This is a genomic window from Clostridium sp. JNZ X4-2, assembly GCF_054889485.1.
This window is the reverse complement of record NZ_CM142685.1, coordinates 1003485-1027277: the sequence shown is the minus strand read 5'-3', so window position 1 is coordinate 1027277 and position 23793 is coordinate 1003485. Positions and strand designations below refer to the sequence as shown.

Sequence of the window (23793 nt, the reverse complement as noted above, 5' to 3'; positions counted from 1 at the left end):
AACCATCCTTTACTCTAAATAATTTTTGTCCTTCTCCATAGGTGCAGATATGGGATAAACTCCGCTAAAACACCCTACGCAGTATCCTCTTTCAGCATTACATTCCAAAGATTTTAAAGTTCCGTCTATACTGATATATCCCAAACTGTCCGCTCCTATTTCGTCTCTAATCTCTTCCACCCTTGCACTGGAACCTATTAGACCATTCCTATAGGGAGTGTCAATTCCAAAATAGCAGGGGTATTTCACTACAGGAGAGCTGACTCTAAAATGAACCTCTGCAGCTCCTGCTCCTCTCAGTATCTGTACAAGTTTTTTGCTTGTGGTTCCCCTTACTATGGAGTCATCAACTATTACAACTCTTTTACCCTGGATATTTACTTTAAGTGGATTTAATTTTACAGCTACAGCTTTGGATCTGAGTTCCTTGGAAGGGGATATAAATGTCCTTCCCACATATTTATTTTTTATAAGCCCTATGGCATAAGGAATACCCGAAGCTTCCGAATATCCAAGTGCAGCTGGTATTCCCGAATCAGGAACACCTATTACCACATCTGCTTCTGCAGGACTTTCACTATAGAGTATTTTTCCTGCCTTGATTCTGGAGGTATAAACATTTATACCGTCTATTGTGCTGTCCGGTCTTGCAAAATATATATACTCGAAAGAACAGGTTTCACATTTTGTCTTTTCTGCAAAGTTTATAGATTTAATTCCATCTTCATTTATTATGACAATTTCTCCCGGCTCCACATCTCTTACAAAATTCGCACCTATTGAATCCAGTGCACAGCTTTCAGAACACAGTATATAATCTCCATTTAACTCACCTATGCAAAGAGGTCTTATTCCATTTGGATCCCTGACACCTATGAGCTCATTTTCCGTCAAAATAACAATGGCATAAGATCCTTTTACAGCCTGAACCGCATCTACTACAGCCTTGCCTATATCCCTTTTTGCCTCCCGTGCAATAAGGCTTAAAATAACTTCTGAATCCACAGAAGTTTGAAAAATATACCCTGCGTCTTCTAGAAGTGCTCTTATAACATCTGCATTAACTAAATTACCATTATGGGCTATAGCAATAGATCCCAATTTATATTTAACTATAAGAGGCTGGGCATTATTTAAAGTACTGGATCCCGCCGTAGAATATCTCACATGGCCTATAGCACTTTTCCCCTTTAGTCCATCCAGCAATTTTTTATCAAATACATCTGAAACAAGTCCCATTCCCTTATGGTATTTAAATTCATTTCCATCGGAAACTACAATTCCTGCACTCTCCTGTCCTCTATGCTGCAGCGCATAGAGTCCATAATAGGTGAGAGATGCTATATCCAAATCATTTTTAGAAAATATACCAAATACACCACATTCATCTTTAAATTTATCCTCCTCCAAATCAATACAGGAACAAGTGTTAAATTTATCATTTAAAGTGCACATAAACTTCTCTCCTTTTATACCCATAGAATAAGTATTTTAACTAATTATTGCTTATTCTTTTTAATATTTCCTGGTATGCTTCCTTTACATTGCCCAAATCTCTTCTAAACCTATCTTTATCTAATTTTTCATTGGTTTTCGCATCCCACAATCTGCAGGTATCCGGTGATATTTCATCAGCTAAAAGTATCTTTCCATTAAATTTTCCAAATTCGATTTTGAAGTCTATTAATTTTATTCCCTGCTTTAAAAAGAACTCTTTCAAAACATCATTTATCTTTGCCGTCATATCATAAATAACCTTGAGTTCATCAAAAGTAGCAGCTCCAATTCCGACTGCGTGATAATCATTTATAAGAGGATCTCCCAGATCATCATCTTTATAACTCAATTCATAAACTGTAGTTTTAAGTGCAGTTCCCTCTTTTAAGCCCAATCTTTTCGCCATGCTTCCTGCTGCTACGTTTCTCACTATTACTTCAAGGGGAATTATATCAACTTTTTTGCAGAGCTGCTCCCTGTCACTTAATTTTTTTTCAAAATGAGTTTCTATTCCATGTTTCTCTAAAAGCTCAAAAAGCATTGAAGTTATTGTGTTGTTCATTACGCCTTTATCTGAAATCTGTCCTTTTTTCTCTCCATTGAAAGCTGTAGCATCATCCTTATAATAGATTATAACCCTGTCTTTATCATCAGTTTCATATACCTTCTTTGCTTTTCCCTCATATATCATCTTTCCCTTTTCCATCTTATAATTCCACTCCTTTTCCATTTTCATTAATAAATTTTTCCTTCATATCTTTTCTATATTTGATTAATTTCTGTTTAATTTCAGAATATTTAAGTGCCAAAATCTCCACTGCCAGCATTCCAGCATTGTAACTGTTATTTATGCCAACTGTAGCAACTGGTATTGATTTTGGCATCTGTACTATTGAGAACAGGGAGTCAAGCCCTGAAACAGCTGCATTAAGCGGTACTCCTATAACAGGTACCGTTGTATTAGCTGCAATAACCCCCGGAAGATGTGCCGCAAGACCTGCACCTGAAATGATACACTCACAGCCTTCATTTTCCAACTTTTTTACAGTTTCTAAAAGTTTTTCCGGAACTCTATGAGCTGATAAAATATAAGCTTCATATTCAATATCAAACTCTTTTAAAGCTTTAGCTGCTCCTTTCATCTTATCAATGTCAGAACTGCTTCCAAATATAATTGCTACCTTCATATGTATCCTCCTTAAAATAGATAATGCCTGTATTATATTTCCTAAATATAAAAGGATCCCTAAAATCCATAATCATGAATCTACAGGGAACCTTGAAATTGGCAAACTTATTTTTAAAATTCAGCATGACAAAAATATGCAGTCTCAAATAAGTTTATCCATAGACGGGAAATTTACGGCTTCCTGTAGAAACTCCTAAACCAGATTATTAGGATTATATGGATGCTCCATTTGTATTTGTTTCTGATATAATTATATTAACATATGAAATTATATAATTCAATATATTAACTTCAATTTATCTTGTAATATTCGTATAAATTGAAATTGTAGCATCATTTATGTGAATAATATTCGTATCATATCGAACATTATTATTAAATGGACAAGTTCAAGACACTTAATTCCAGGAACTATATAAAACTAAGGAGGTATTCAAAATGAAATTAGTATGCATAGGAGATAGTTTAACTTTCGGATATGGTGTTGTGAAAGATGACAGCTGGGTATGGCTTATAAAAGAGCCCCTCCAAATGGAAGTCTTAAATAAAGGTGCAAATGGAGATACCACTTCCGGAATGTTATCGCGTTCTTATGAAGATGTAATAAAAAATCATCCGGATTATGTAATAATCATGGGTGGATGCAATGATTTTATGAGCAACAGGCCCTTAAAGATGGTGACAGATAATTTAACCTTAATTGTAAAAGAAGCCTCAGCTTCAAAAATAACTCCAATAATAGGAATAGAGCCTGCCGTAAATAAAACTATAGCTGAAAAAAAGTGGGATAATACTCTTGATTATGAAAAAACAATTCAACTTCAAGGAGACTATAGAAAGTGGATAATACAATTCTGCAGTGAAAATAATTTTTACTACATAGATTTTTATAATTGTTTTCTGGAAAAATTGAAGGATACAAGTGCCCATCATTTATTTATAGACGGTTTACACCCCTCACCATTAGGACATAAATTGATGGCAGAATGCACAATAAATTTATTTAAATCTTTAGTATAAATATTTATATATATAAGCTACTCTTTATTGACATTTCATGCACAAAATGATACATTTAAAATGTAGTATGAGTTATATATCACTTATTAAAATTATATAACATATAATATATTAATATTGTATAGGAGGATTTGTTAAAATGAATACTACTTCCTGTTTTTCTAAAATACCTGAGGATTTACAAAAACAGATTGGAGATTTAATTTCTGAATCCGGATTGTCAGCAAAAGATTTTATAAAAGAATTAGCTTATTGTTATAATATAGAGGATGCAAAGTCAGATTCAATAGTACTTGATTACTCAAATTACTGGAACAGTTTTGTGGATTAAAAATATACCTCATAACATAGTTATGAGGTATATTTTTAATAATTCAGCAAACTGATTTTTAAAATAATTTAACAAGATAATATTTCCACATGGCTGGTATTTCTCTAATATAGCCGCTGATTTCTTCCCTTCTATGTGAAGATACGAACACTCCTGAATAACTTCCGTCTATATGCTGACTTTGTGCCATGAGAGATGCCCTTTTTAAATGGTACTTATTGGACACTATTACTGCACTTTTAAGTCCCATTTCATCCATTGCTTTTTTGGAGTTTATTAGATTCGCCATAGTAGATGCGGATTTGTCCTCCATTATTATTTTTGAGCTGTCTATTCCCCTGGATACCAAGTATCCCTTCATGGCCTCAGCTTCAGATATATTTTCGCCAGTACCCTTTCCTCCAGATACAACAATATATTTTCCATAGCCACTATTATAAAGCTGAAGTCCCCTATTCAGTCTCCACACTAAAAACGGGCTGGGAGTGGTACCGTATACTCTACAGCCGAGTACAATTATACAATCTGATTTTTCCGGCTCCGCATTTTCCCCAAAAAAAATTATTTGAAATCCCGTCAGCAAAACAGCTACAAATGCTATAGTGGTAAAACACAGCACAAATTTCAATTTCCTGCTCATACAAAAACCACCTATCATCTTATCATCTACAATATCATAGTGTATTGGAAACGGAATTTCAACCTTATATTCTTATATTTAATAGTTTATTCATGGCTGCAATTGATTAAAGCATAGCAAACCTGAATATAAAAAGTGCTGCAAGTACATATACTATTGGATGAACTTCCTTGTATCTTCCTGTAACCACTTTAACTACAGGGTAAAATATTATTGCTGCTGCAATACCATTTGCTATACTATAACTAAAAGGCATAAAAGCTATGGCAAAAAAAGCCGGCAGAGCTTCTGTAAAATCATCAAAGTTTATTTTAGTAACTACTCCCATCATAAGTGCACCTACAATTATAAGAGCTGGAGCTGTGGCTTCAGTTGGAACTATGCCAACTAGTCCTGAAAAAAACAATGAAAGTATAAACAATATTCCTACAGTAAAAGAAGTGAGTCCGGTTCTTCCTCCTGCTGTAACACCAGCAGTAGATTCCACATATGTGTTAACAGTGCTTGTCCCAAGTAAGGATCCTATGGTAGTTGCCAGGGCATCTGATAAAAGAGCCTTATGCATATTTTTAACTCTTCCGTTCTTATCCACCATACCGGCCTTTTCCGCCGTTCCCACAAGAGTACCTATAGTATCAAACAAGTCTACTAAAGTAAAAGTTACAATTACCATGATCAAACTTGTAATGGCACCTACCGCACCAGCTTTTCCTATTCCTAAAAGTCCCTTGAAATCAAAAGCAAAAAATGTAGGTGAAAGTGAAGGCGGGGCACTTATAACTTGTATACCTGAAGTATGGGTTACTCCAAAAGGTATTCCGATTATAGTAGTTAAAATTATTCCAATGAGTATTGAGCCCTTGACCTTTCTTGCCATAAGTACAGCTGTAATCAAAATGCCTATGATTGCAAGCAGTACATGTGGAGTTGTCAATTTTCCAAAAGCCACCAGGGTAGCAGGATCGGATATTACAATTCCTGCATTTTTAAGACCTATAAGAGCTATAAAAAGACCTATACCACCTGATATGGCCAATTTTAAATTGTGAGGAAGAGCATCCACAATTTTTTCCCTTATAGATGTAACTGTAATTATTATAAATATTATTCCTGAAACAAGAACTGCTGCCAGTGCCTGCTGCCACCTATAGCCCATTCCTATACAAACACTATAGGTAAAGAATGCATTTAACCCCATACCAGGTGCCTGTGCAAAAGGAAGATTTGCATAAAGTGCCATGACAAAAGTTCCAATAGCCGCTGCTATACAAGTTGCTACAAATATTGATGCAACTACAGGATCATTAATTGCAGAAATTCCGGCTTTAACAGCTGCATCTCCCATAAGATTCTTGCTGTTCATACCAGCCTGCATAAGTATACTTGGATTTACAAAAATTATATAGGCCATGGTAATAAAGGTGGTAATGCCTGCTAGAATTTCTGTTTTTACATTAGTGTTGTTCTCAGTTAACTTAAAAAATGAATCCAACTTAGATTTTTGAACTTCCATGTCGATACCTCCAAAATAAAAAATTTCTAATATGAATTATGTGATAATCCAAATTAGAAAATACTTAAAAAATATTTTCTTCCCGGAATTCACTCATAGTCAAAGGTTTTGGCCCCCTGGTAGAAACTCTTGAACCATATTATCAAGATTATACGAATGTTCTTCTGAAAAACTTATTAAATTTACGTAATTATATTACCATCATATATATAATAAGTCAACACGTTTCTCTAAAATAGTTTACTAATATTCCTACATACTAAGACTATATGGATCATACAGTCTATATAGTTCGTTACATATCGAATGTTATAGTTTATCATCTATTCTTACCCACATACAGTGCTCCTAATATTATAATTATTATGAGAAAAGGCAGTGAAAACACTATTTTAAAAATAATGCCAATTACCGCCATGACAAAAGCTATAAATATTACTATTCCTACAATTGGAAGCATTACAATTCCTATGATGGATAATACAAGATACAATATGAAAATTATGAATAAAATACAAAATAAGGTTATCACAAATCATCCCCCCAGCCTGATTTTTTACAATTCCTGCTGCTTTCTACTTCATCGACTATAATATGCCTGTGCCTATAATCAATATTATACAGGCCAAATACGATTTCGTCTAATTCTTTTGCCAGCACGGTTCTTTCCTGTTTTTTACACATTATTTTACATACTAACTTTTCCACCTTCATCATATCTTGTAAATTACATTTATATATAGGTATTTGGTCTAAACTATATTTTTTAATCTGAGGGGTTGAGTGAGGATTTGTTATTAAAAAGTTCAAATAGTACCACTGTATTAATGTTGAATTCAAAATTCCTAAAATATAATAAACAGAAACTTCCTTGTTTTTACTTATTACTCCATATAAGGACTGTTCTATTATACATCCTTCAGAATCCAGCGCTGCTGTTAAACTTTTCCCTGTTTTTCTTATAAGTATCTTGTTTTTACCTGCAAGTTTTTTTACATTCTTGGTTCCGCCTTTTATATTTTCAGGAATAAAATCATAATAATAGCTGCCTGATATCTCAAACTTCCTTATATTTTCACCTTTTAATACTTTAACTTGACTGAGGTGAATTTTATTGGAAGTCATCTTGCTGCTGTATCCTATAAATCCAGTAAAGGTACTGCATATGTCGGAAAGTGCCCTGCTCCGTTTTTCAATGCACTCCTTTATGTCCATACCTTTAATATTATAGCAGTATGAAAACTCGAAATTCAAGTTTTTCAAATACTGCTGCTGACTTATAGTATAGATCCTCTTTTTACATATGTCTATTTTCACCCTGTTGTGGCTTTCATAACTATTTTCAGCTATAATAATCATGGAATCAGCATTCACCTCTGGAAATTTTATTTCAAAAACCAGATTCAATATATTATAATTTTCAAGCAGTTTTTTTCTGAAGTCCTTATAGTAAAGATTACTGGCCAGCCTGTCTGGTATTATAAATCCAAATCTTCCATGTGGTTTCAGAAGTTCCATGGATCTTTTCATAAAATATTCATACAAATTAGGCAAATAAGTATTTCCACCATAGTTTTTATTATAATAATCCATTAACTTATCTTTTATATTCTTTTTATATTTTCTGCTCAATGATATCCAGGGTGGATTTCCCAGTATATAGTCATACTTTTTTCTCCAAAATTCACCTATATCTTCGGGTTCCAAACCTTTCCCTTCTTTTTCGCCATGTCCTCTTTCCCATTTTATCAAACTGTTGCAGCATACAATATTATGCTTAAGATTTAAATTAATTCCACTTTTATTGTATAAATTTATTTTTGCCAGTTTTACGGCAAAGCCGTCTATATCTGCACCATATATGCATTCTTTAAGTATATGATAACTTAAATTGGAATACTGCCAGTATTCCATGCCCTTTATATATTTAATGCCGTTTTCATCTTCAACCCTGTAATTTTCGTCTTTAAAATCATATCTAAGAAGTTCTAGATTTTCACTGAATTTTTTCATTAGAACTTCATATACTTTTATTAAAAAGTATCCGCTGCCGCAGGAAGGATCCAATATCTTCACAAAAGGATTTTTTTTGACATCCAAATCAGATATAATATTTTCTACTATATAATCCACTATGCAATGAGGTGTATAAAAACTTCCCTTTTCTTTTCTTTCTTCCCTATCCATAGATTTTTCATAAACTTTACCTAATACAACAGGTTCCTGCTGCTTCTTCATTAAAAACTGTCCTCCTCTTTATTGAATTTTCAATTCACAGTTCCCTTAATAACAACCTGAACAATCTCAGATTTACTGTGAACCCTTATGGGAGGGCCCCAGGTTCCAAATCCTGAAGAAACTATAATATTAAAATTGCAGTCTCTTAAATATCCCCAATCAATTTTAAACACTCTTTTAGTTATAAGATTCAAGGGATAAAACTGACCTCTATGAGTATGACCGGAAAACTGAACATCTATTCCCGCATTTTTGCAATTTTCCAATTCCACCGGCTTGTGATCTACTGCTATCAATAGTTTTGTTTTGTCGCATTTATCTGTCAATTGAAAAATATTTTTTCTGCCTTTACCTGCAAAACTTTTACAGGCCATATCATTTCGGCCTATTATATAAAATCTATCATCTACATTTTTTACTTCATCCACTAAAAGTTCTATATTTAATCTCTCATATATTTCTGTCATATATTTTGTATTTTTACCTATATACTCATGGTTTCCAAACACCGCATATACACCATATACAGTATTTATATTTTTTAACGGTGCAAGAATGCTTTCCAGAGTTCCTAGATTTACATCGTCGTCTATAACATCCCCTGCCAAAATAACCAGATCAGGTTCCAGGGAATTTATGCCGCTTACTAATTTTTTCAATTTATTTTCACCTATTATTCTGCCTGCATGAATGTCAGATACCATTACCACATTCAATTTTTCAATGCCATTCATATTCTTTCTAACCTGCAGGTTATATTTTGCCCACTTTATTGTATTGGCATTATAAGTACCAATTATTAAAATAGTACAGATTATTGTTATTGAAATAATATAAAATATGGCTTTCGTCCTGCCTTGACTTACAGTATTTAAAAAAGGTAAAAAATAATTGATTAAATTGACAATCTGAAATATTATTGCAGCTATCATAAAATAGAGAATTACAGCCAGCCAGTAGCAGCCTATCAAATAAAATATTCTGCTGATAAATTCAGATATGAATTTTTTTAAAAATCTTCCTATAAAAAAGGATAATACAATAAATATAAATATAACCCAGTAAATATACGGATTTATAGATGGTATAAAATATTCAAAGGTTTCAAAAATAGTTCTTCCAATATATAAATTTACCCCGGCAAATATAAATATTGACAAAATTCCAATTACGTATATCATAAAATCACCTTGTTTTTAATAAAGTCCCAATTTATTTTGCACATTCTGGTGGAAATTCAGAATCAGAAGAAATTACTGCTTCCTTTTGTAATTTCAGCTTTTTAATTTCAAATGCCAGAAATAAGGCTGTAAGTACAGAAGATACACCATCTGAAACAGGCCCTGACATCCAGACTCCATTTAGTCCGAATATTTTAGGTAGTATCAATAGCATTGGTATAAGAACTATTACCTGCCTTAAAAGTGCCAGAAACATGGATATCTTTGCTTTTGCTATAGCCTGGAAGAAATTAGAGCTTACTATCTGAAATCCTACTATAGGGAATAAAATCATAAATATTCTAATGCCATTTACTGTTATATTAGTTAAATTCACATCTGTTTTGTTAAAAAGGCCCACTAGCACATATGGGAAAATGTGGGCACCCAGTGCTCCTATTGTGGCTATAGCAGTAGCTGCTATAATAGCCAGTTTAAGTGCACTTTTCACACGGGTGTACAATTTTGCTCCATAATTAAATCCTATTATTGGTTGAGCACCCTGGTTGATTCCAAATATAGGCATAAATATCATAGTTGTTATACCGTTTATTATGCCCATGGCTCCTATGGCCAAATCACCGCCGTATACTGCCAGGCTCTTGTTTAATATTACATTTACAAGGCTGGCTGCCAGCTGCATGGCAAATGGTGACATACCTATGGAAAATATATTCTTTATTGTTTCCACTTTTAAAATCAAATTTTCTTTTTTTATTTTAAGCAGGCTATTTCCCTTCAAGAAATAATAAAGCACCCATATCATATTTATGCCCTGGGAAATCACAGTAGCTGAAGCTGCACCTCTTATACCAAAATGAAACAGATATATAAATATATAATCTAAAATTATATTGGTTATGGCACCTATGAGCATTGTGGTCATGGCCTTCTTAGGATTTCCTTCTGAACGTATTATATTGTTAAGTCCAAAGCCTATTATTTGAAATATGGAACCTGCAATTATTATAATTATAAATTCCTTGGCATAAGTCAATGTATTGCTGCTGGCTCCAAAGGCCACAAGCATTGGTTCTACAAATACAAGTCCTGAAATGGTAACTATTATACCTACTATAACAAGAAGCACAAGTGCATTACCCAATATATGCTCTGCTTCACCTTTTTTATCCTGTCCCAATTTTATAGATATATTTGCAGCAGCACCAATTCCAACCAACATACCAAAAGCCATTATAAGTATTCCAATGGGGAAAGTCAAGCTTACTCCTGATATAGCCATTGCACCTACAACTCTCCCTATAAAAATCCTATCTATTACAATATACATGGAGTTTACCAGCATACCGATTATGGCGGGTATGGAAAATTCCAACAATAACTTACTTACTTTTTTGTCCCTTAATTTAACTGAACGTTCCAAATATCATTACCTCCTATAATAAATTTTTATACAGTTTTTTCAACCAATACAGCATCATCTGTTTTTCTGTTTTGGAAAAATCTTTGTCCAGTACCTTTTCAACTTCATCATTTACTTTTATACATTTAAAGGTAATATTCCTGCCTTCTTCTGTTATGTAAATTCTATTTATTCTGGCATCCCCTGAATCTTCTTTTCTTTTTACCCATCCTTTTAAAGCCAAGGTATTCACCAGTGATGTAATCGAAGCCGGTCTTATTTGAAGTCTCTGTGACATCTTTTTCTGGGTTAATCCATCTTCCATCAATAATTGTATAAGCACCCCAACCTGTGATGTAGTTAAATTATATCTTATCAATTTTGTATTATGTAGATTTGTCATATTCCTATATATCAATCTCAACCAATGGGTCATAAGCCCGCTGCATGCCCCACAGTCTAATTTGTCTTCCATTTATTTAGCCTCCTAATTAATTTCACAAAATATTATTATACTATAGTTAATCAACAACGTCAACACTTTTTTAATTGGAGAATTGAGAACTATGATTGATTTGTGATAATGTCTTAGTATACCATTTGCGATTATGTCCCAAATAAATAAAAAATAATGTTAGAATATACCTCATGACAATAAGAAATGAGGTGGACATAATTAGAAAGGTAGAATTAAGTATGAAAGAAGATTTTAAATATAAGATTATTAAAAAATTAGTAGAAACCAATGGTAATAAGAAAGCTGCTGCTATTCGTCTTGATTGTTCTGTTAGACATGTGAATAGAATGGTAAATGGATATTGTGCTAAGGGCAAGGATTTCTTTGTCCACGGGAATAAAGGCCGCAAGCCTATCAATTGCTTTTCAGAAGAGACTAGACGTAAAATTATTGATTTATATCAAACTAAATATCATGGAGCAAACTTTACACACTACTCTGAGCTTTTAGCTGCTTATGAAGGCATTTCTATTGCTCCTAGCACTATTAACACAATCCTTATGGCTGAACATATCATATCTCCCAAAGCCTGTCGTGTTACGAAAATGAGGGTGAAAATGGAATTACTAGAGAAACAAAAAAGTTCCAATTTATCCACAGACGATAAGTTAGAAATTGATAGATCCATTATTGCTATTGAAGACGCTCATCCGCGCCGACCACGTTGTGCTTACTTTGGTGAAATGATCCAGATGGATGCATCTTTACATCTTTGGTTTGGAAACACTAAATCCCAGCTCCACATAGCCATTGATGATTCAACTGGTGCTATTGTTGGCGGGTACTTTGATGAACAGGAAACCCTGAAAGGATATTACAATGTATTGAATCAGATTCTTGTACAATACGGTATCCCATATATGTTATTCACTGATCGAAGAACTGTATTTGAATACAAACAAAAGAAAGCTCCAACTACAGAGGAGGATACCTTTACACAATTTGGATATGCCTGCAAACAATTAGGTATTGAAATTAAAACTAGTAGTGTCCCTCAAGCAAAGGGTCGTGTAGAACGCCTATTCCAAACATTACAATCACGATTACCCTTAGAACTTGAGCTAGCAGGTGTAACAAGCCTGGAACAGGCAAATGAATTCTTGAATCACTACATAAAAGAATTCAATACCAAATTTGCTCTTGAAATCAATCATACCAAATCTGTGTTTGAAAAACAACCATCTATTGATAAAATTAATTTAACACTTGCTGTTTTAGCAGATCGTAAGATTGATTGTGGACATTGTGTAAAATTCAATAATAAGTATTATAAACTTGTTGATGCCAACAACCATCCTATTTACTTTAGAAAAGGTACTGATGCCTTAGTTATAAAAGCCTTTAATGATGGTTTATACGTCAGTGTAGGCAATAAAATATATGGTTTAGAAGAATTACAGGTTCATGAAACTAAGTCAAAGAATTTTGATTTTGTAGAAGATAACCCTAAAAAACATAAGCGCTACCTGCCACCAATGAGTCACCCTTGGAAGCAAGCATCATTCCAAGCATATCTAGAAAAGCAAGCGCATAGGGCAAGTAAGACTTGCTAATGTTAATTTAAAATAAATAGATTCAAAAACGACCTCTGCATTTTTTTAAAAAAATATCAAGCAGTAGGTATGTTTAGTGTACCTAAAATTAGGACTTAAAATAAGTAGAGCACCAATTGATTATTGGTGCTAATGTTTCACTTATTTTGGGACATTTTCGAAAATGGTTGACACACTTTTTTAATTGGAGAATTGAGAACACTTGTAACATATATTAAACAGAATTGTCATAACTAGTTAACAGTTTTGACATATAACTGTAACAAATAAAATCTATTATATAATCATAATATAAGTTCTAGAAACTTTTCAAGGAGGAATTTTAATATGGATAATTATGATAAAAACCAGGATACTACAAGAATAAACATACTATCCCGCTGCAAAAACAAATTATTTAGAAATCATTCTAAAGGCAGAAGAGTTTTATCCTATATATCTGTGGCACTGATATCCAGTTTAATAGGTGGTTTTTTATCTGCTGCAGCTTTTTTATACGTAGTTCCGAATACAGACTTTTTCAAAAATACGCCTCTTTATGAAAGTATGAATTTATCGGAAACCAAAACTCCACAAACCCAGGCTTCCCCTATATCTACTTCAAATAAAAACGGTCTTACTATAACGGAAATAGCAAAAAAAGTAAGTCCTGCCGTGGTAGGTGTATCTACAAAATCCATTTCTGAATCATCAGATATATTTGGTTTTTCAGGAAATCAGGACAGCAATAATGATAATGAGGAAGATGGGATGGGTTCAGGAATAATAATAAATTCTGATGGATATATACTTACCAATTACCACGTAGTAGAGGGTGCTCAAAGTATAAGTGTAATACTGAGCAACAAAAAAGAAGTAGCTGCTAAAATTGTAAATTATGATGAAAATCAAGATTTAGCTGTAATACAGGTAACTACTAAAACTCAAATGCCTGCAGTGGCAGAACTGGGCAACTCTGATAATGTTCAAGTAGGTGATTCCGTAGTTGCCATTGGCAATCCTCTGGGGAAGGAGCTTTTAGGTTCTGTAACAAGCGGTATTATAAGCGCTACAAAAAGACAAATCAGTGTTGGAAATACTACTCAAAGCTTTTTACAGACAGATGCAGCTATAAATCCGGGAAATAGCGGAGGAGCTCTTGTAAATTCCCTTGGACAGGTAATCGGGATAAATTCCGCTAAAATAGGTGGAAACGGAGTTGAAGGAATAGGCTTTGCCATTCCGATAAATACTGTAGCTTCCAAATTAAACGGTCTTTTAAAACCCGCATTGAAAATTGGAATTGCATGCATAGATATTGATTCAAGTCTGTCACGTCAATATAACATACCCCAGGGTGTTTATGTAAAAGAAGTTGAGCAATCCAGTGCAGCTGAAAGCGCCGGGCTGAAGGAAGGGGACATTATACAAAAATTCGACGGTAAATCAGTTAAAACCGTGGATGAGATAAACCAGATAAAGTCTTCACATAAATCCGGTGATGTAGTTTCAGTAGTAGTTTACAGAAATGAAACTACCAAAACACTGGAACTAAAACTGACAGAATAGAGAATAGGATATTTTTAAACAGAGGCTGATTCAAAATAAGTTTTGAATCAGCCTTTTTTTTGCTGACAATTAACCTTAACAATATATAAATTGAACAGCTAAGACAAGCCCCTGCCCTTCTTAATCCTCAAGTACACAAAATAACCCATACTTAATAAAATTCCCACAAAGCTCATTAGCTGGGCAATTCTTATATTTCCCAGCATTAAGCTGTCTGTCCTCAATCCTTCTATAAAAAACCTTCCTAAAGAATATAAACCAATATAAGCTGCTATTACAGAACCTCTTTTATGTCTTTTCCTAAAAATATATATTAAAATGGCACACACAATCAAATCCCAAATGGATTCATATAAAAATGTAGGATGATAATAAGCACCATTTATGTACATTCCCTTTTGTATAAAAAGAGGAAATTTACTTATGAATTCATAAGTTACCGGTCCTCCGTGGGCCTCGCCATTAAAAAAATTCCCCCACCTGCCTATTGCCTGGGCAAGTATTATAGAGGGTGCTGCGGAATCCACCAATTTTATGAAGTCCACTTTTTTATATCTGGTAAATATATAGGCAGCCAGCAGCCCGAATATGAGCCCACCGTGAATTGCCAGCCCGCCCTGTCTTATATTTATCATATCCATTAGACTGCCTTCATAATATTTAAATTGGAAAATAACATAATAGGCCCTTGCACCTATAATTGCAAATGGAAATGACACTAAAAACACATCTATCAAGACATCAAAATTATATTTTTTATACTTGCAGTTAAAATCAGCCAATAAGATGGCTGCCAATACCCCTAAAGCTATCATAATTCCATACCATCTTATTGCAAAGCCATTGATGGAAAAAGCTATCGGATCCATAAATATTACAACCTTTCTTTAAATTTATCTAGTATTTAAAATAGAAAACACTATAGTAATTGTAGCAAAGTATCAATTCTTTAGCAATTTAACATATTATTCCACATGAAGAGATACCGCAAATATTATATTTCCACGTAAATAAAAAGATGCAAAAACAGGCCACGGATAGTATTTCAAAATTGATTGATGGTTAGAAGTATGATAAAATGAAAAACACTAAGTTTGAAACCCAGTGTTTTCAATGGTTAAGTAAATCTATAAGCCGAGTTCTGTATTAGACAATCATCTATCTAGGCCCATTGTTGCCAGTGGGCTCCAGCGATACTACCCGAAAGCAAAGCGGGCCGCTTTTTTTATGCTTTCCTATTCGATCTTGCTTCAGATGGGGTTTACATAGCCGCAAAGTCACCCCTGCGCTGGTGAGCTCTTACCTCGCCTTTCCATCCTTACTGCAGGACAAGACAAAATATCCTGTTATCTGCAGCGGTATATTTCTGTTGCACTTTCCTTCAAGTCACCCTGACTGGGTATTACCCAGCACCCTGCCCTGTGAAGCTCGGACTTTCCTCTCCTGTAATTCTACAGCAGCGATTGTCTGATTTACTTACGGTATTCATAATATCATAGTTAATGTTATATTACAATAGTAAAAATCATTAAAGCTTAGAATTATTAAAATAACTTGATTTTTAATTTACAGAATTAAGGGATCTTTTTTGAACAGCCAGTGCAGCTTCCTTAAAAGCTTCTCCTATGGTAGGGTGGCCGTGTACAGTAGTGATTATTTCATCCACGGTAGCTTCAAGTCTTAGTGCCAGTGCTCCTTCTGTTATAAGATCCGTAGCCCCCGGTGCCATGATGTGCACACCAAGAATTTCCTCTGTTTTTTTATCCGAGATAATCTTGATTATTCCATCTGTTTCCTTGGATATCATTGCCTTCCCATTGGCCCCCATAGGGAAAATCCCTGTTTTATATTCAATTCCCCTTTCCACTGCCTGTTCCTCCGTAAGTCCTGCAAAAGCTATTTCAGGTTTTGTATACACACAGAAGGGTACCGTCTTGTAGTCCATTTCAACATCTTTTCCAGATATATTTTCTGCTGCTGCCACACCCTGTTCGGATGCAACATGGGCAAGCATATTTTTTCCCGTGCAGTCTCCCACGGCATATATACTGCTTATATTTGTTTTCATGTGATCATCTACACATATATTATCCTTTTCCATTCTTACTCCTATTTTATCCAGGTCAAGTCCTTCTGTATTGGCCTTTCTTCCTATGGTCACCAGTACCTTTTCAGCTTCCACGCTAAAGCTCTCATTTTCTTTGTGGAAGTCCACCTTAAGCCCATTTTCCGTCTTTTCTATTTTAGTGACCCTGCATCCGGTATTTACTTCAGCACCCTGTTTTGACAATTTATCCGCCATTAAATTTGAAATCTGTCTATCTGCAGAGGGTAAAATAAAGGGGAGTGTCTCAAGAATTGTCACTTTCTTTCCAAGCTGACTGAACAAACTGGCAAATTCTATACCTATTACCCCTGCACCTATAATTACAATTGTTTCCGGCAGAGATTTTAAATTCAGTGCACCGGTGCTGTCAATTACGCCTTCCAGCCCTATTCCTGGTATAAACGGCACAACCGGCAGAGAACCTGTGGAAATTATGGCATTGTCAAAAGCAATTTTTTCAGTTCCTCCATCCTCTTTTGCAACTGTGATGGATTTTTCAGTTTCCATTTTGGCAAATCCCCTGATTACATCTACTTTATTGTATGACAGCAGCCCCTTAACACCTGCAACAAGCCGTTTTGTTATCCTTTTTTTTCTTTTTTGAACATTTTTCCAGTTTATGCTGACTTCACCTACGTCAATTCCCAGGTTCCTGCTGTCTTTTATTTCGCTGTACATATCTGCCGAGTGCAGCAGGGTTTTTGTAGGTATGCATCCTACATTCAAACAAGTTCCGCCAAGTTCTCCATTTTCAACAAGGGTTACCTTATTGCCCAGCTGTGCCGCACGGATGGCAGCTATATAGCCGCCGGGCCCGCCGCCTATAACCACCACATTTTTTATCCCTGCCTCTTCTGCTGCACCTTGAGCCTCCGGCTTTTCTGATTTTTCAGCCGGTGTTTCTTCTTCATCTGCACCTGCTTCTTTTAACAAGTTTGAAATATCTTCATTTTCTGCTGCTATTACAGCAACAGGCACCAGACATTTTACCGTTTCTCCCTCTTCTACAAGTATCTTTCTTACAATTCCGCTGTCTTTTGCTTCTACTTCATTTGTAAGTTTATCTGTTTCAACCTCGAAGAGGACTTCTCCCTTTTCAACTTTATCTCCTTCTCTTTTATGCCATTTTGCCAGCATACCCTCAGTCATTGTAAGGCCAAGTTTCGGCATTATCTCCAAACAACTCATTTAATACCCTCCCAAGTCAAGATTCTATATGTTTTTTAAATTAACATCTGCTTAGTTCAAAGTATAAGCATTCCCGGTTTTTCTACATATTGCTTAACCTTCTGTAAAAATCTGGCTGCGTAAGCTCCGTCTATGGCTCTGTGATCTGCTGTAAGCGACAAACTCATAAGTGGTCTTATCACTATTTCGCCATTTTCCACTACTGGTGTTTCAACAATCTTATTCACCCCAAGAATAGCTACCTCCGGCTGGTTTATAATAGGAGAAAAAGTATCTATGCCGAACATGCCCAGATTTGTTATGGTAAATGTACCTCCTGTCAGCTCATCAGGACCCAGCTGATTTGCTTTGGCCTTCTTCGCAAGTTCCCTGACTTCAGTGCTGATTTCTTTCAGCCCTTTTATATCACTGTCCTTTATTACTGGAACAAGAAGTCCGTCCTCCAGGGCAACTGCCACTCCCATATTCACGTAGTCCTTCAATATGAAGCTGTCTCCTTTCACAGAGCAGTTTGCAAGTGGAAATTCTCTAAGCACCTGTGAAACTATTTTTACAATAAGATCCGTATAAGTTACCTTGAAAATATCCTTGATGCTGTTTTTAAGTCTCTTCAGCTCAGAAATATCCATGGTCATATTATAGGTAACAGTAGGTGACACACTGACGCTTTCGCTCATTCTTTTTGCAATGACCTTCCTCATACCGGACATCTTCACTGACTTTTCACCGCGGCTCTCTTCTTTTACTGCTTTCTGCTGCGGCAATACTTTCTCTTCAGCTTTTCCTTCAGATACTGCTGCTGTGTTTTTAGCTGCCTCTGAAGCTTCCAGCACATCCTCTTTCATTATCCTGCCATCCTTTTTTATGCTTAAAAGATCCACATTGAGTTCCTTTGCCAGCCTTGCAGCAGCAGGAGATACCTTAATCCGGTTATTTTCAATATACCCCTCCACATCTTTCCTGACTATCCTGCCCATGGGGCCCGTGCCTTTTATGAGTTCATAGTTTACACCGCTCTGCAGGGCAAGTTTTCTGGCCACAGGGGATATTTTTATCCTGCCTTCCATTTTCACCGGCCCGGCAGCTTCAACTTCAGCCCGTACTTCTGGCTGCTTTTCCTCCTCTTTCTTTTCCCCTTCACCCTCTTTAGTGCCTGTCTGTTTTAAAAGCCCTGAGATGTCTTCACCTTCGCCTGCTATTATGGCAACAGGTACGAGGCATTTAACGGTTTCACCTTCTTCAACAAGTATCTTCCTGAGTACTCCTCCTTCTTTCGCCTCTATTTCATTTGTAAGTTTATCTGTTTCAACCTCAAAGAGAATTTCTCCCTTTTCAATTTTATCTCCTTCGTTTTTATGCCAGTTTACCAGGGTGCCCTCTGTCATGGTCAATCCAAGTTTCGGCATCACTTCAATACAACTCATTAAAAACCCCCCTAAAATCTAGATAACATATTATGCATTTTAATTAAAATTGGAACTATAATTTTTATTTAAAACTTCCATACCTTCAAAAGCTTTATAAGAACTCCTTACATAGGGCCCCGACGCAACAAATTTAAATCCTTTTTTCAATGCTATTTTCTTATATTCCTGGAATTGCTCAGGATTAACGTATTCAAAAACAGGTATATGATTTTTAGACGGTCTTAGGTACTGGCCTATGGTTAATATATCACATTTTACCTTCAATAAATCATCCATTACTTTCATTACCTGAGCCTTAGTTTCTCCCAGGCCAACCATTATACCGCATTTCGTATATACATTTTTATCAAAAATTTTCACTTGTCTTAACAGTTCAATGGATCTGTCGTAAACTGCCATGGGCCTGACTTTTTTATATAAAGATTCTATTGTTTCAATATTATGATTAAGTATATCCGGCTTTGCATCAATTATTTTCTTTAAAGCCTCCCAATTACCTTTTAAATCCGGTATCAAAAGCTCAACAGTTGATTCCGGATTTTCCTTCCTAATCTCTTTTACGATTTTAGCAAAATGTCCTGCTCCGCCATCTTTTAAATCATCTCTGGTAACGGAAGTCACAACTATATGTTTAAGGCTCAATTTTTTACTTGCAGCAGCTATTCTCCCCGGTTCTTCATCATCCAGCGGTGATGGCTTCCCTTTGGCTACGGCACAAAATCTACAATTTCTTGTACAAACATCACCCATTGCCATAAAAGTGGCAGTAGCATGTTTAAAGCATTGTCCTATATTGGGGCAATTTGCACTTTCACAAACTGTATGAAGTGAAAGTCCCCTTGTAATATTCTCCATTTTAACCAGCACTTCTTTATCGGGTGCTTTCATCTTCAACCATTCGGGCCTTGTACTCAAAGTAATCACTTCTTTCTATATCAATCATCTGTATCCTAAAGAACAAATACTACTTTACTTGCTGTACCTTTTTTTGCAAGCTCAATTCCCTTTTTGAAATTTTCCAGTGCCATTTTATGTGTTATTACAGGTGATATATCAAACCTTCCAGAAGCTAAAGCATTTTCAAGTGCATACCATGTAGAAAACATTTCCCTTCCATGAATACCGAATATTGTTGCCCCTTTGAAAATTATTTCACTGCCAAGATCAAGACTTATACTTTTTCCTGGAAGTCCAATGAGAGCATATTTACCACCTTTTCTTAAAAACTCAAATCCCTGTTTTATAGCTCCTACATTTCCTGAACATTCAATAATAGCATCTACTCCATAACCCTTTGTAATTTCCTTAATTTTATTTGTCACATCTTCTGTAGATGAATTAATTACTGTAGAAGCTCCAAGCTTTTTAGCAATTTCAAGACGGGGAGAACTGATATCCATGGCAATTATCCGGGCAGCTCCCATATACGAAGCTGAAGCCACTGCAAATAGCCCTATAGAACCACATCCTATAACAGCTATATTTTTTCCAGCTACTTCACATTTTTGAGCAGCCCTAAAGGAAGTCCCCAGAGGTTCGAAAACCGCCCCGAATTCAAAAGGAATTTCCTTGGGAATCTTTACTGCACAAGCCGCTGGAACAACGGCATACTCTGCAAAACATCCATTAGTATTAACTCCAAATATTTTAAGATTATTGCAGATATGCTGTTCACCAATCTGACATTGCAGACAACTCCCACATGGAATATGAGTTTCAACAGCAACATGATCGTTAATTTCAAAACCCGCAGCTTCTTTTCCTGCTCCCACAACTTCACCGCAGCATTCATGCCCGATAATTAACGGAAATTTAATTCCCGAATTTTGAGCCCATGGATTCCAATCTATGATATGCAGATCTGTACCACATAGTGCTGCAGCTTTAACTTTTATTAAAACTTCATTTTTTTCAGGTATGGGTTTTTCTACTTCCCTAAATTCCAACCCCGGAGTTGGTGATATTTTCATCAATGCTTTCATAAATATACTCCCCCTCTTAAAATTACCGTTATTATGTAAACGGCAAGTATATTACAGGATTACAGGTATTAAAAGTATATATACACTTTTATGCCTGTTACCTTCATTTTTGATCCCCCAGCTGGTAACATTGCCAGCACCCCCATTTTTCTAAAGAAGAGGATGATAGACAATGCCGAACCTCTTGATAAGTTCTTCCAGGATTTGATGAAAATCAGTCTAACATTATGCCGCCATCTACATCAGAAATTTCTCCAGTAATAAATTCTGCCAAGTCAGATGCCAAAAACATTACCATATTTGCAACGCCTTCTGGTTTGCCAAATTTTCTCAAAGGTATTGTGTTTAAAAAGTTATCCCTTTTTTCACCTTTAAATTCTTTCAGCATAGGTGTGTTTGTTGGTCCTGGACAAACTGCATTTACATTTATTCCATAAGGTCCTCCTTCTCTTGCCAATCCTTTTGTAAGTCCAATCACTCCAGCCTTTGATGCAGCATATACTGTATTCCCTAAAATTCCACCACCCCGTTTACCAGCTACAGAAGCAATATTTATAATTTTTCCGCTTTTTCTTTCTTTCATTAAAGGGAACACTATTTTGGTGGTATTAAAAACGCTTTTTAAATTTACACCCATAATCAAATCATACTCATTTTCTGTTACGTCTTCATATGGTTTTATATTAATAATTCCAGCGTTATTAACAAGTATATCTACAGCCCCAAATTCATTTAATATTTTATCAAAACTATCTTTGACGGAGGAGCTGTCCATCACGTTTGTCTTGTAGAATTTAGCGTTTCCATTGCTCTCCCTTATTTCATCTACAACCTCCTGTGTTTCTGTTTCTTTGATATCAAGGATTGAAACCTTTGCACCTGCACCTGCAAAACCTTTGCATATAGCTTTTCCTATTCCCTGACTGCCGCCTGTAACAACTACAACTTTATTTTTAAAATTCAAATTAAACACCCCTCTGATTCAAAATAATAAGTTAATTTATCATTAATTGCTGTATCAATCCAGCGTCGGTTGGCTCGGCATATTGCTGTCCGGTTCTACTTCATCAGATGAAACCTTATGAAGAGTTACTATAAATATACCTGCAAGAAATAGTGAAACTGTCAAGTAGATATAAGCACCTGTATAAGATCCTGTATGAGTTTTGACAAAACCAACCAGATAAGGGCCAAACCACCCTCCTAAATTTCCTACAGAGTTAATCAAACTTGTGGCACCAGCAGCTGCCGGCCCGGATAAGAATGAAGTAGGATAAGTCCACCAAACTCCCATTCCCACATATACCCCAATAGCTGTAATACAAGTAAGTATAAAACTTAAAGTAGGATTAGTCACAATTATCCCCAGACCCATGCCGGCGGCTCCAATAAACATGGGAATAGCCACATGCCATCTCTTCTCTCCTGTCTTGGAGGAAGAACTTCCATTAAATATAAAACCAATCAGTGCTATGGTCATAGGGATAATAATCAGAAAACTCACACTGGAATTGCTTAACCCTGATACTGACTTCAGCACCGTAGGCAGCCAGAATCCAAACCCCCAGAAACCAGTAATCCATAAAAAGTATATAAGGCACATCTTAATAACTTGTTTGTCACCCATGGCCTGCCATAAAGTATATTTTCTTACATTATCCTTTGCACTAATTTCCTTTTTATATTCTTCTGTGATGGATTTCTTTTCTTCTTCTGTCAACCAATCCACATCCTCTGGAGAATCTTTTAACCAGAAAATAAATATAATTCCAACAATTATTGCAAGAATACCTTCCAATATAAATAACATCTGCCAACCTTCAAGGCTTAACCATGTGAGTCCCAATAACACCCCCGCCAATGGAGAACCAATAATATTTGAAACAAGTAAGGAAGTCAACATTATGGAAATTGCCTTAGGTCTCTCCTTTCCATTAAACCAACGGGGAATGATAACAGAATAACAAACAGGGTAAAAACTTGCTTCTGCAGCTCCTATTAAAAAGCGGACAATATAAAACTGTATTGGAGTGTGCACCACGGCCATAAGACTAGTAACCAAACCCCATGTAAGCATAATCCTAACAAGCCATTTACTCGGGCTGTGTTTTTCTGCAAACACAGTTCCCGGTACTTCAAATACAACATAACCAAAAAACAAAATACCTGCACCCATTCCAAAAACCTCAGCACTAAATCCAAGATCCTTATTCATTGTTAAAGCAGCATATGATATATTGAGACGATCAAGGAAAGCTAACACAGAACCCATAAATAGCGGTAAAATAACATTCAAGTATTTTCGTTTTGTAAGGCTACTATTAAAAGTCATAATCTATAATCCTCCTCTTAATTAATATATTTCCTTTTGCATCAAATCCGCTTAATAGAATATTTTCGGGAGGAAGTGCAGTTTTAGATATTTCAGTCCCCCCATAATATATAACTATTTTTATATTC

Annotated in this window: 21 protein-coding genes, 1 other RNA gene and 2 riboswitches; of the genes, 4 read left to right on the top strand and 18 right to left on the bottom strand. The window is 35.4% G+C overall.

Going from position 1 to position 23793, the window contains the following annotated elements:
* Window positions 1–9 precede the first annotated feature (9 nt).
* Genes purF through purE form a run of 3 tightly spaced genes read right to left on the bottom strand, consistent with a single transcriptional unit; the run spans window position 10 to window position 2684 of the window.
* Complete coding sequence (gene purF / locus ACYUJ6_RS04835; RefSeq protein WP_461844715.1) at window positions 10–1455, bottom strand: amidophosphoribosyltransferase; 1446 nt, start codon at window positions 1453–1455, stop codon at window positions 10–12.
* A gap of 40 nt (window positions 1456–1495) precedes the next feature.
* On the bottom strand, window positions 1496–2203 hold the full coding sequence (gene purC, locus ACYUJ6_RS04830) for a phosphoribosylaminoimidazolesuccinocarboxamide synthase (protein ID WP_461845443.1): 708 nt from the start codon (window positions 2201–2203) through the stop codon (window positions 1496–1498).
* Window position 2204: 1 nt separating this feature from the next.
* Window positions 2205–2684 carry a 5-(carboxyamino)imidazole ribonucleotide mutase gene (gene purE / locus ACYUJ6_RS04825; RefSeq protein ID WP_461844714.1) on the bottom strand — a complete coding sequence of 160 codons (480 nt, stop codon included), beginning with the start codon at window positions 2682–2684 and terminating at the stop codon, window positions 2205–2207.
* Between the two features lie 141 nt (window positions 2685–2825).
* Window positions 2826–2926: riboswitch (purine riboswitch) on the bottom strand.
* 198 nt (window positions 2927–3124) lie between these two features.
* Here purE and ACYUJ6_RS04820 point away from each other — a divergent pair.
* Window positions 3125–3706, top strand: a complete 582-nt coding sequence (locus tag ACYUJ6_RS04820) for a GDSL-type esterase/lipase family protein (RefSeq protein WP_461844713.1) — start codon at window positions 3125–3127, stop codon at window positions 3704–3706.
* A 139-nt stretch (window positions 3707–3845) separates the two neighbouring features.
* On the top strand, window positions 3846–4037 hold the full coding sequence (locus tag ACYUJ6_RS04815) for a hydrolase (RefSeq protein WP_461844712.1): 192 nt from the start codon (window positions 3846–3848) through the stop codon (window positions 4035–4037).
* Window positions 4038–4095: 58 nt separating this feature from the next.
* Here ACYUJ6_RS04815 and ACYUJ6_RS04810 read toward each other — a convergent pair whose 3' ends face one another.
* The 7 genes from ACYUJ6_RS04810 to ACYUJ6_RS04780 all read right to left on the bottom strand — a co-directional run bounded on the left by ACYUJ6_RS04810 (window position 4096) and on the right by ACYUJ6_RS04780 (window position 11486).
* Entirely contained in the window at window positions 4096–4677 is a 582-nt protein-coding gene (locus ACYUJ6_RS04810; RefSeq protein ID WP_461844711.1) for a YdcF family protein, read from the bottom strand.
* A gap of 106 nt (window positions 4678–4783) precedes the next feature.
* Complete coding sequence (locus tag ACYUJ6_RS04805) at window positions 4784–6190, bottom strand: NCS2 family permease (RefSeq protein ID WP_461844710.1); 1407 nt, start codon at window positions 6188–6190, stop codon at window positions 4784–4786.
* 76 nt (window positions 6191–6266) lie between these two features.
* Window positions 6267–6366, bottom strand: a riboswitch (purine riboswitch).
* A 143-nt stretch (window positions 6367–6509) separates the two neighbouring features.
* Complete coding sequence (locus ACYUJ6_RS04800; protein ID WP_461844709.1) at window positions 6510–6722, bottom strand: hypothetical protein; 213 nt, start codon at window positions 6720–6722, stop codon at window positions 6510–6512.
* Window positions 6719–8428, bottom strand: coding sequence for a TaqI-like C-terminal specificity domain-containing protein (locus ACYUJ6_RS04795; RefSeq protein ID WP_461844708.1), 1710 nt, complete (start codon window positions 8426–8428; stop codon window positions 6719–6721). Before ACYUJ6_RS04795 ends, ACYUJ6_RS04800 begins: the two co-directional genes overlap by 4 nt.
* A 29-nt stretch (window positions 8429–8457) precedes the next feature.
* Window positions 8458–9609: a metallophosphoesterase gene (locus ACYUJ6_RS04790; protein ID WP_461844707.1), complete on the bottom strand. Its 1152-nt coding sequence runs from the start codon at window positions 9607–9609 to the stop codon at window positions 8458–8460.
* 31 nt (window positions 9610–9640) lie between these two features.
* On the bottom strand, window positions 9641–11032 hold the full coding sequence (locus ACYUJ6_RS04785) for an MATE family efflux transporter (RefSeq protein WP_461844706.1): 1392 nt from the start codon (window positions 11030–11032) through the stop codon (window positions 9641–9643).
* A gap of 13 nt (window positions 11033–11045) precedes the next feature.
* Complete coding sequence (locus ACYUJ6_RS04780) at window positions 11046–11486, bottom strand: MarR family winged helix-turn-helix transcriptional regulator (protein ID WP_461844705.1); 441 nt, start codon at window positions 11484–11486, stop codon at window positions 11046–11048.
* 221 nt (window positions 11487–11707) lie between these two features.
* Between ACYUJ6_RS04780 and ACYUJ6_RS04775 the strand changes: the two genes are divergently transcribed.
* Together ACYUJ6_RS04775 and ACYUJ6_RS04770 are read left to right on the top strand one after the other, a co-directional pair.
* Complete coding sequence (locus ACYUJ6_RS04775; RefSeq protein ID WP_461843530.1) at window positions 11708–13081, top strand: ISNCY family transposase; 1374 nt, start codon at window positions 11708–11710, stop codon at window positions 13079–13081.
* Between the two features lie 327 nt (window positions 13082–13408).
* A complete protein-coding gene (locus ACYUJ6_RS04770; RefSeq protein ID WP_461844704.1) occupies window positions 13409–14629 on the top strand; it encodes a S1C family serine protease in 1221 nt (406 codons plus the stop codon).
* A 98-nt stretch (window positions 14630–14727) separates the two neighbouring features.
* Here the strand turns inward: ACYUJ6_RS04770 and lgt are convergent, their stop codons facing one another.
* From lgt to ACYUJ6_RS04730, 8 genes are all read right to left on the bottom strand, one after another.
* Window positions 14728–15498, bottom strand: coding sequence for a prolipoprotein diacylglyceryl transferase (gene lgt, locus ACYUJ6_RS04765; protein ID WP_461844703.1), 771 nt, complete (start codon window positions 15496–15498; stop codon window positions 14728–14730).
* A gap of 245 nt (window positions 15499–15743) precedes the next feature.
* Window positions 15744–16108, bottom strand: an RNA gene (gene rnpB / locus ACYUJ6_RS04760) — RNase P RNA component class A.
* Between the two features lie 82 nt (window positions 16109–16190).
* The gene (gene lpdA, locus ACYUJ6_RS04755; protein ID WP_461844702.1) at window positions 16191–17924 is read right to left on the bottom strand and encodes a dihydrolipoyl dehydrogenase; all 1734 of its coding nucleotides are present in this window, start codon (window positions 17922–17924) and stop codon (window positions 16191–16193) included.
* A gap of 56 nt (window positions 17925–17980) precedes the next feature.
* A complete protein-coding gene (locus ACYUJ6_RS04750) occupies window positions 17981–19348 on the bottom strand; it encodes a 2-oxo acid dehydrogenase subunit E2 (RefSeq protein ID WP_461844701.1) in 1368 nt (455 codons plus the stop codon).
* Between the two features lie 39 nt (window positions 19349–19387).
* Complete coding sequence (gene lipA, locus ACYUJ6_RS04745; protein ID WP_461844700.1) at window positions 19388–20266, bottom strand: lipoyl synthase; 879 nt, start codon at window positions 20264–20266, stop codon at window positions 19388–19390.
* 35 nt (window positions 20267–20301) lie between these two features.
* Window positions 20302–21333, bottom strand: a complete 1032-nt coding sequence (gene tdh / locus ACYUJ6_RS04740; protein WP_461844699.1) for an L-threonine 3-dehydrogenase — start codon at window positions 21331–21333, stop codon at window positions 20302–20304.
* A gap of 214 nt (window positions 21334–21547) precedes the next feature.
* Entirely contained in the window at window positions 21548–22297 is a 750-nt protein-coding gene (locus tag ACYUJ6_RS04735; protein WP_461844698.1) for an SDR family NAD(P)-dependent oxidoreductase, read from the bottom strand.
* A gap of 54 nt (window positions 22298–22351) precedes the next feature.
* Window positions 22352–23665 (bottom strand): MFS transporter, encoded by a 1314-nt coding sequence (locus ACYUJ6_RS04730; protein ID WP_461844697.1) that lies wholly within the window; start codon window positions 23663–23665, stop codon window positions 22352–22354.
* Window positions 23666–23793: the final 128 nt, after the last annotated feature.

Excerpts from the sequence above, each read along its gene's own strand:
- ACYUJ6_RS04795 (WP_461844708.1), bottom strand. The coding sequence starts at position 8,428 with ATGAAGAAGCAGCAGGAACCTGTTGTATTAGGTAAAGTTTATGAAAAA.
- ACYUJ6_RS04790 (WP_461844707.1), bottom strand. The coding sequence starts at position 9,609 with ATGATATACGTAATTGGAATTTTGTCAATATTTATATTTGCCGGGGTA.
- ACYUJ6_RS04775 (WP_461843530.1), top strand. The coding sequence starts at position 11,708 with ATGAAAGAAGATTTTAAATATAAGATTATTAAAAAATTAGTAGAAACC.
- purE (WP_461844714.1), bottom strand. The coding sequence starts at position 2,684 with ATGAAGGTAGCAATTATATTTGGAAGCAGTTCTGACATTGATAAGATG.
- ACYUJ6_RS04770 (WP_461844704.1), top strand. The coding sequence starts at position 13,409 with ATGGATAATTATGATAAAAACCAGGATACTACAAGAATAAACATACTA.
- ACYUJ6_RS04815 (WP_461844712.1), top strand. The coding sequence starts at position 3,846 with ATGAATACTACTTCCTGTTTTTCTAAAATACCTGAGGATTTACAAAAA.
- ACYUJ6_RS04780 (WP_461844705.1), bottom strand. The coding sequence starts at position 11,486 with ATGGAAGACAAATTAGACTGTGGGGCATGCAGCGGGCTTATGACCCAT.
- ACYUJ6_RS04730 (WP_461844697.1), bottom strand. The coding sequence starts at position 23,665 with ATGACTTTTAATAGTAGCCTTACAAAACGAAAATACTTGAATGTTATT.
- lpdA (WP_461844702.1), bottom strand. The coding sequence starts at position 17,924 with ATGAGTTGTTTGGAGATAATGCCGAAACTTGGCCTTACAATGACTGAG.
- ACYUJ6_RS04805 (WP_461844710.1), bottom strand. The coding sequence starts at position 6,190 with ATGGAAGTTCAAAAATCTAAGTTGGATTCATTTTTTAAGTTAACTGAG.
- ACYUJ6_RS04750 (WP_461844701.1), bottom strand. The coding sequence starts at position 19,348 with ATGAGTTGTATTGAAGTGATGCCGAAACTTGGATTGACCATGACAGAG.
- purF (WP_461844715.1), bottom strand. The coding sequence starts at position 1,455 with ATGTGCACTTTAAATGATAAATTTAACACTTGTTCCTGTATTGATTTG.
- tdh (WP_461844699.1), bottom strand. The coding sequence starts at position 21,333 with ATGAAAGCATTGATGAAAATATCACCAACTCCGGGGTTGGAATTTAGG.
- ACYUJ6_RS04820 (WP_461844713.1), top strand. The coding sequence starts at position 3,125 with ATGAAATTAGTATGCATAGGAGATAGTTTAACTTTCGGATATGGTGTT.
- purC (WP_461845443.1), bottom strand. The coding sequence starts at position 2,203 with ATGGAAAAGGGAAAGATGATATATGAGGGAAAAGCAAAGAAGGTATAT.
- ACYUJ6_RS04810 (WP_461844711.1), bottom strand. The coding sequence starts at position 4,677 with ATGAGCAGGAAATTGAAATTTGTGCTGTGTTTTACCACTATAGCATTT.
- lgt (WP_461844703.1), bottom strand. The coding sequence starts at position 15,498 with ATGGATCCGATAGCTTTTTCCATCAATGGCTTTGCAATAAGATGGTAT.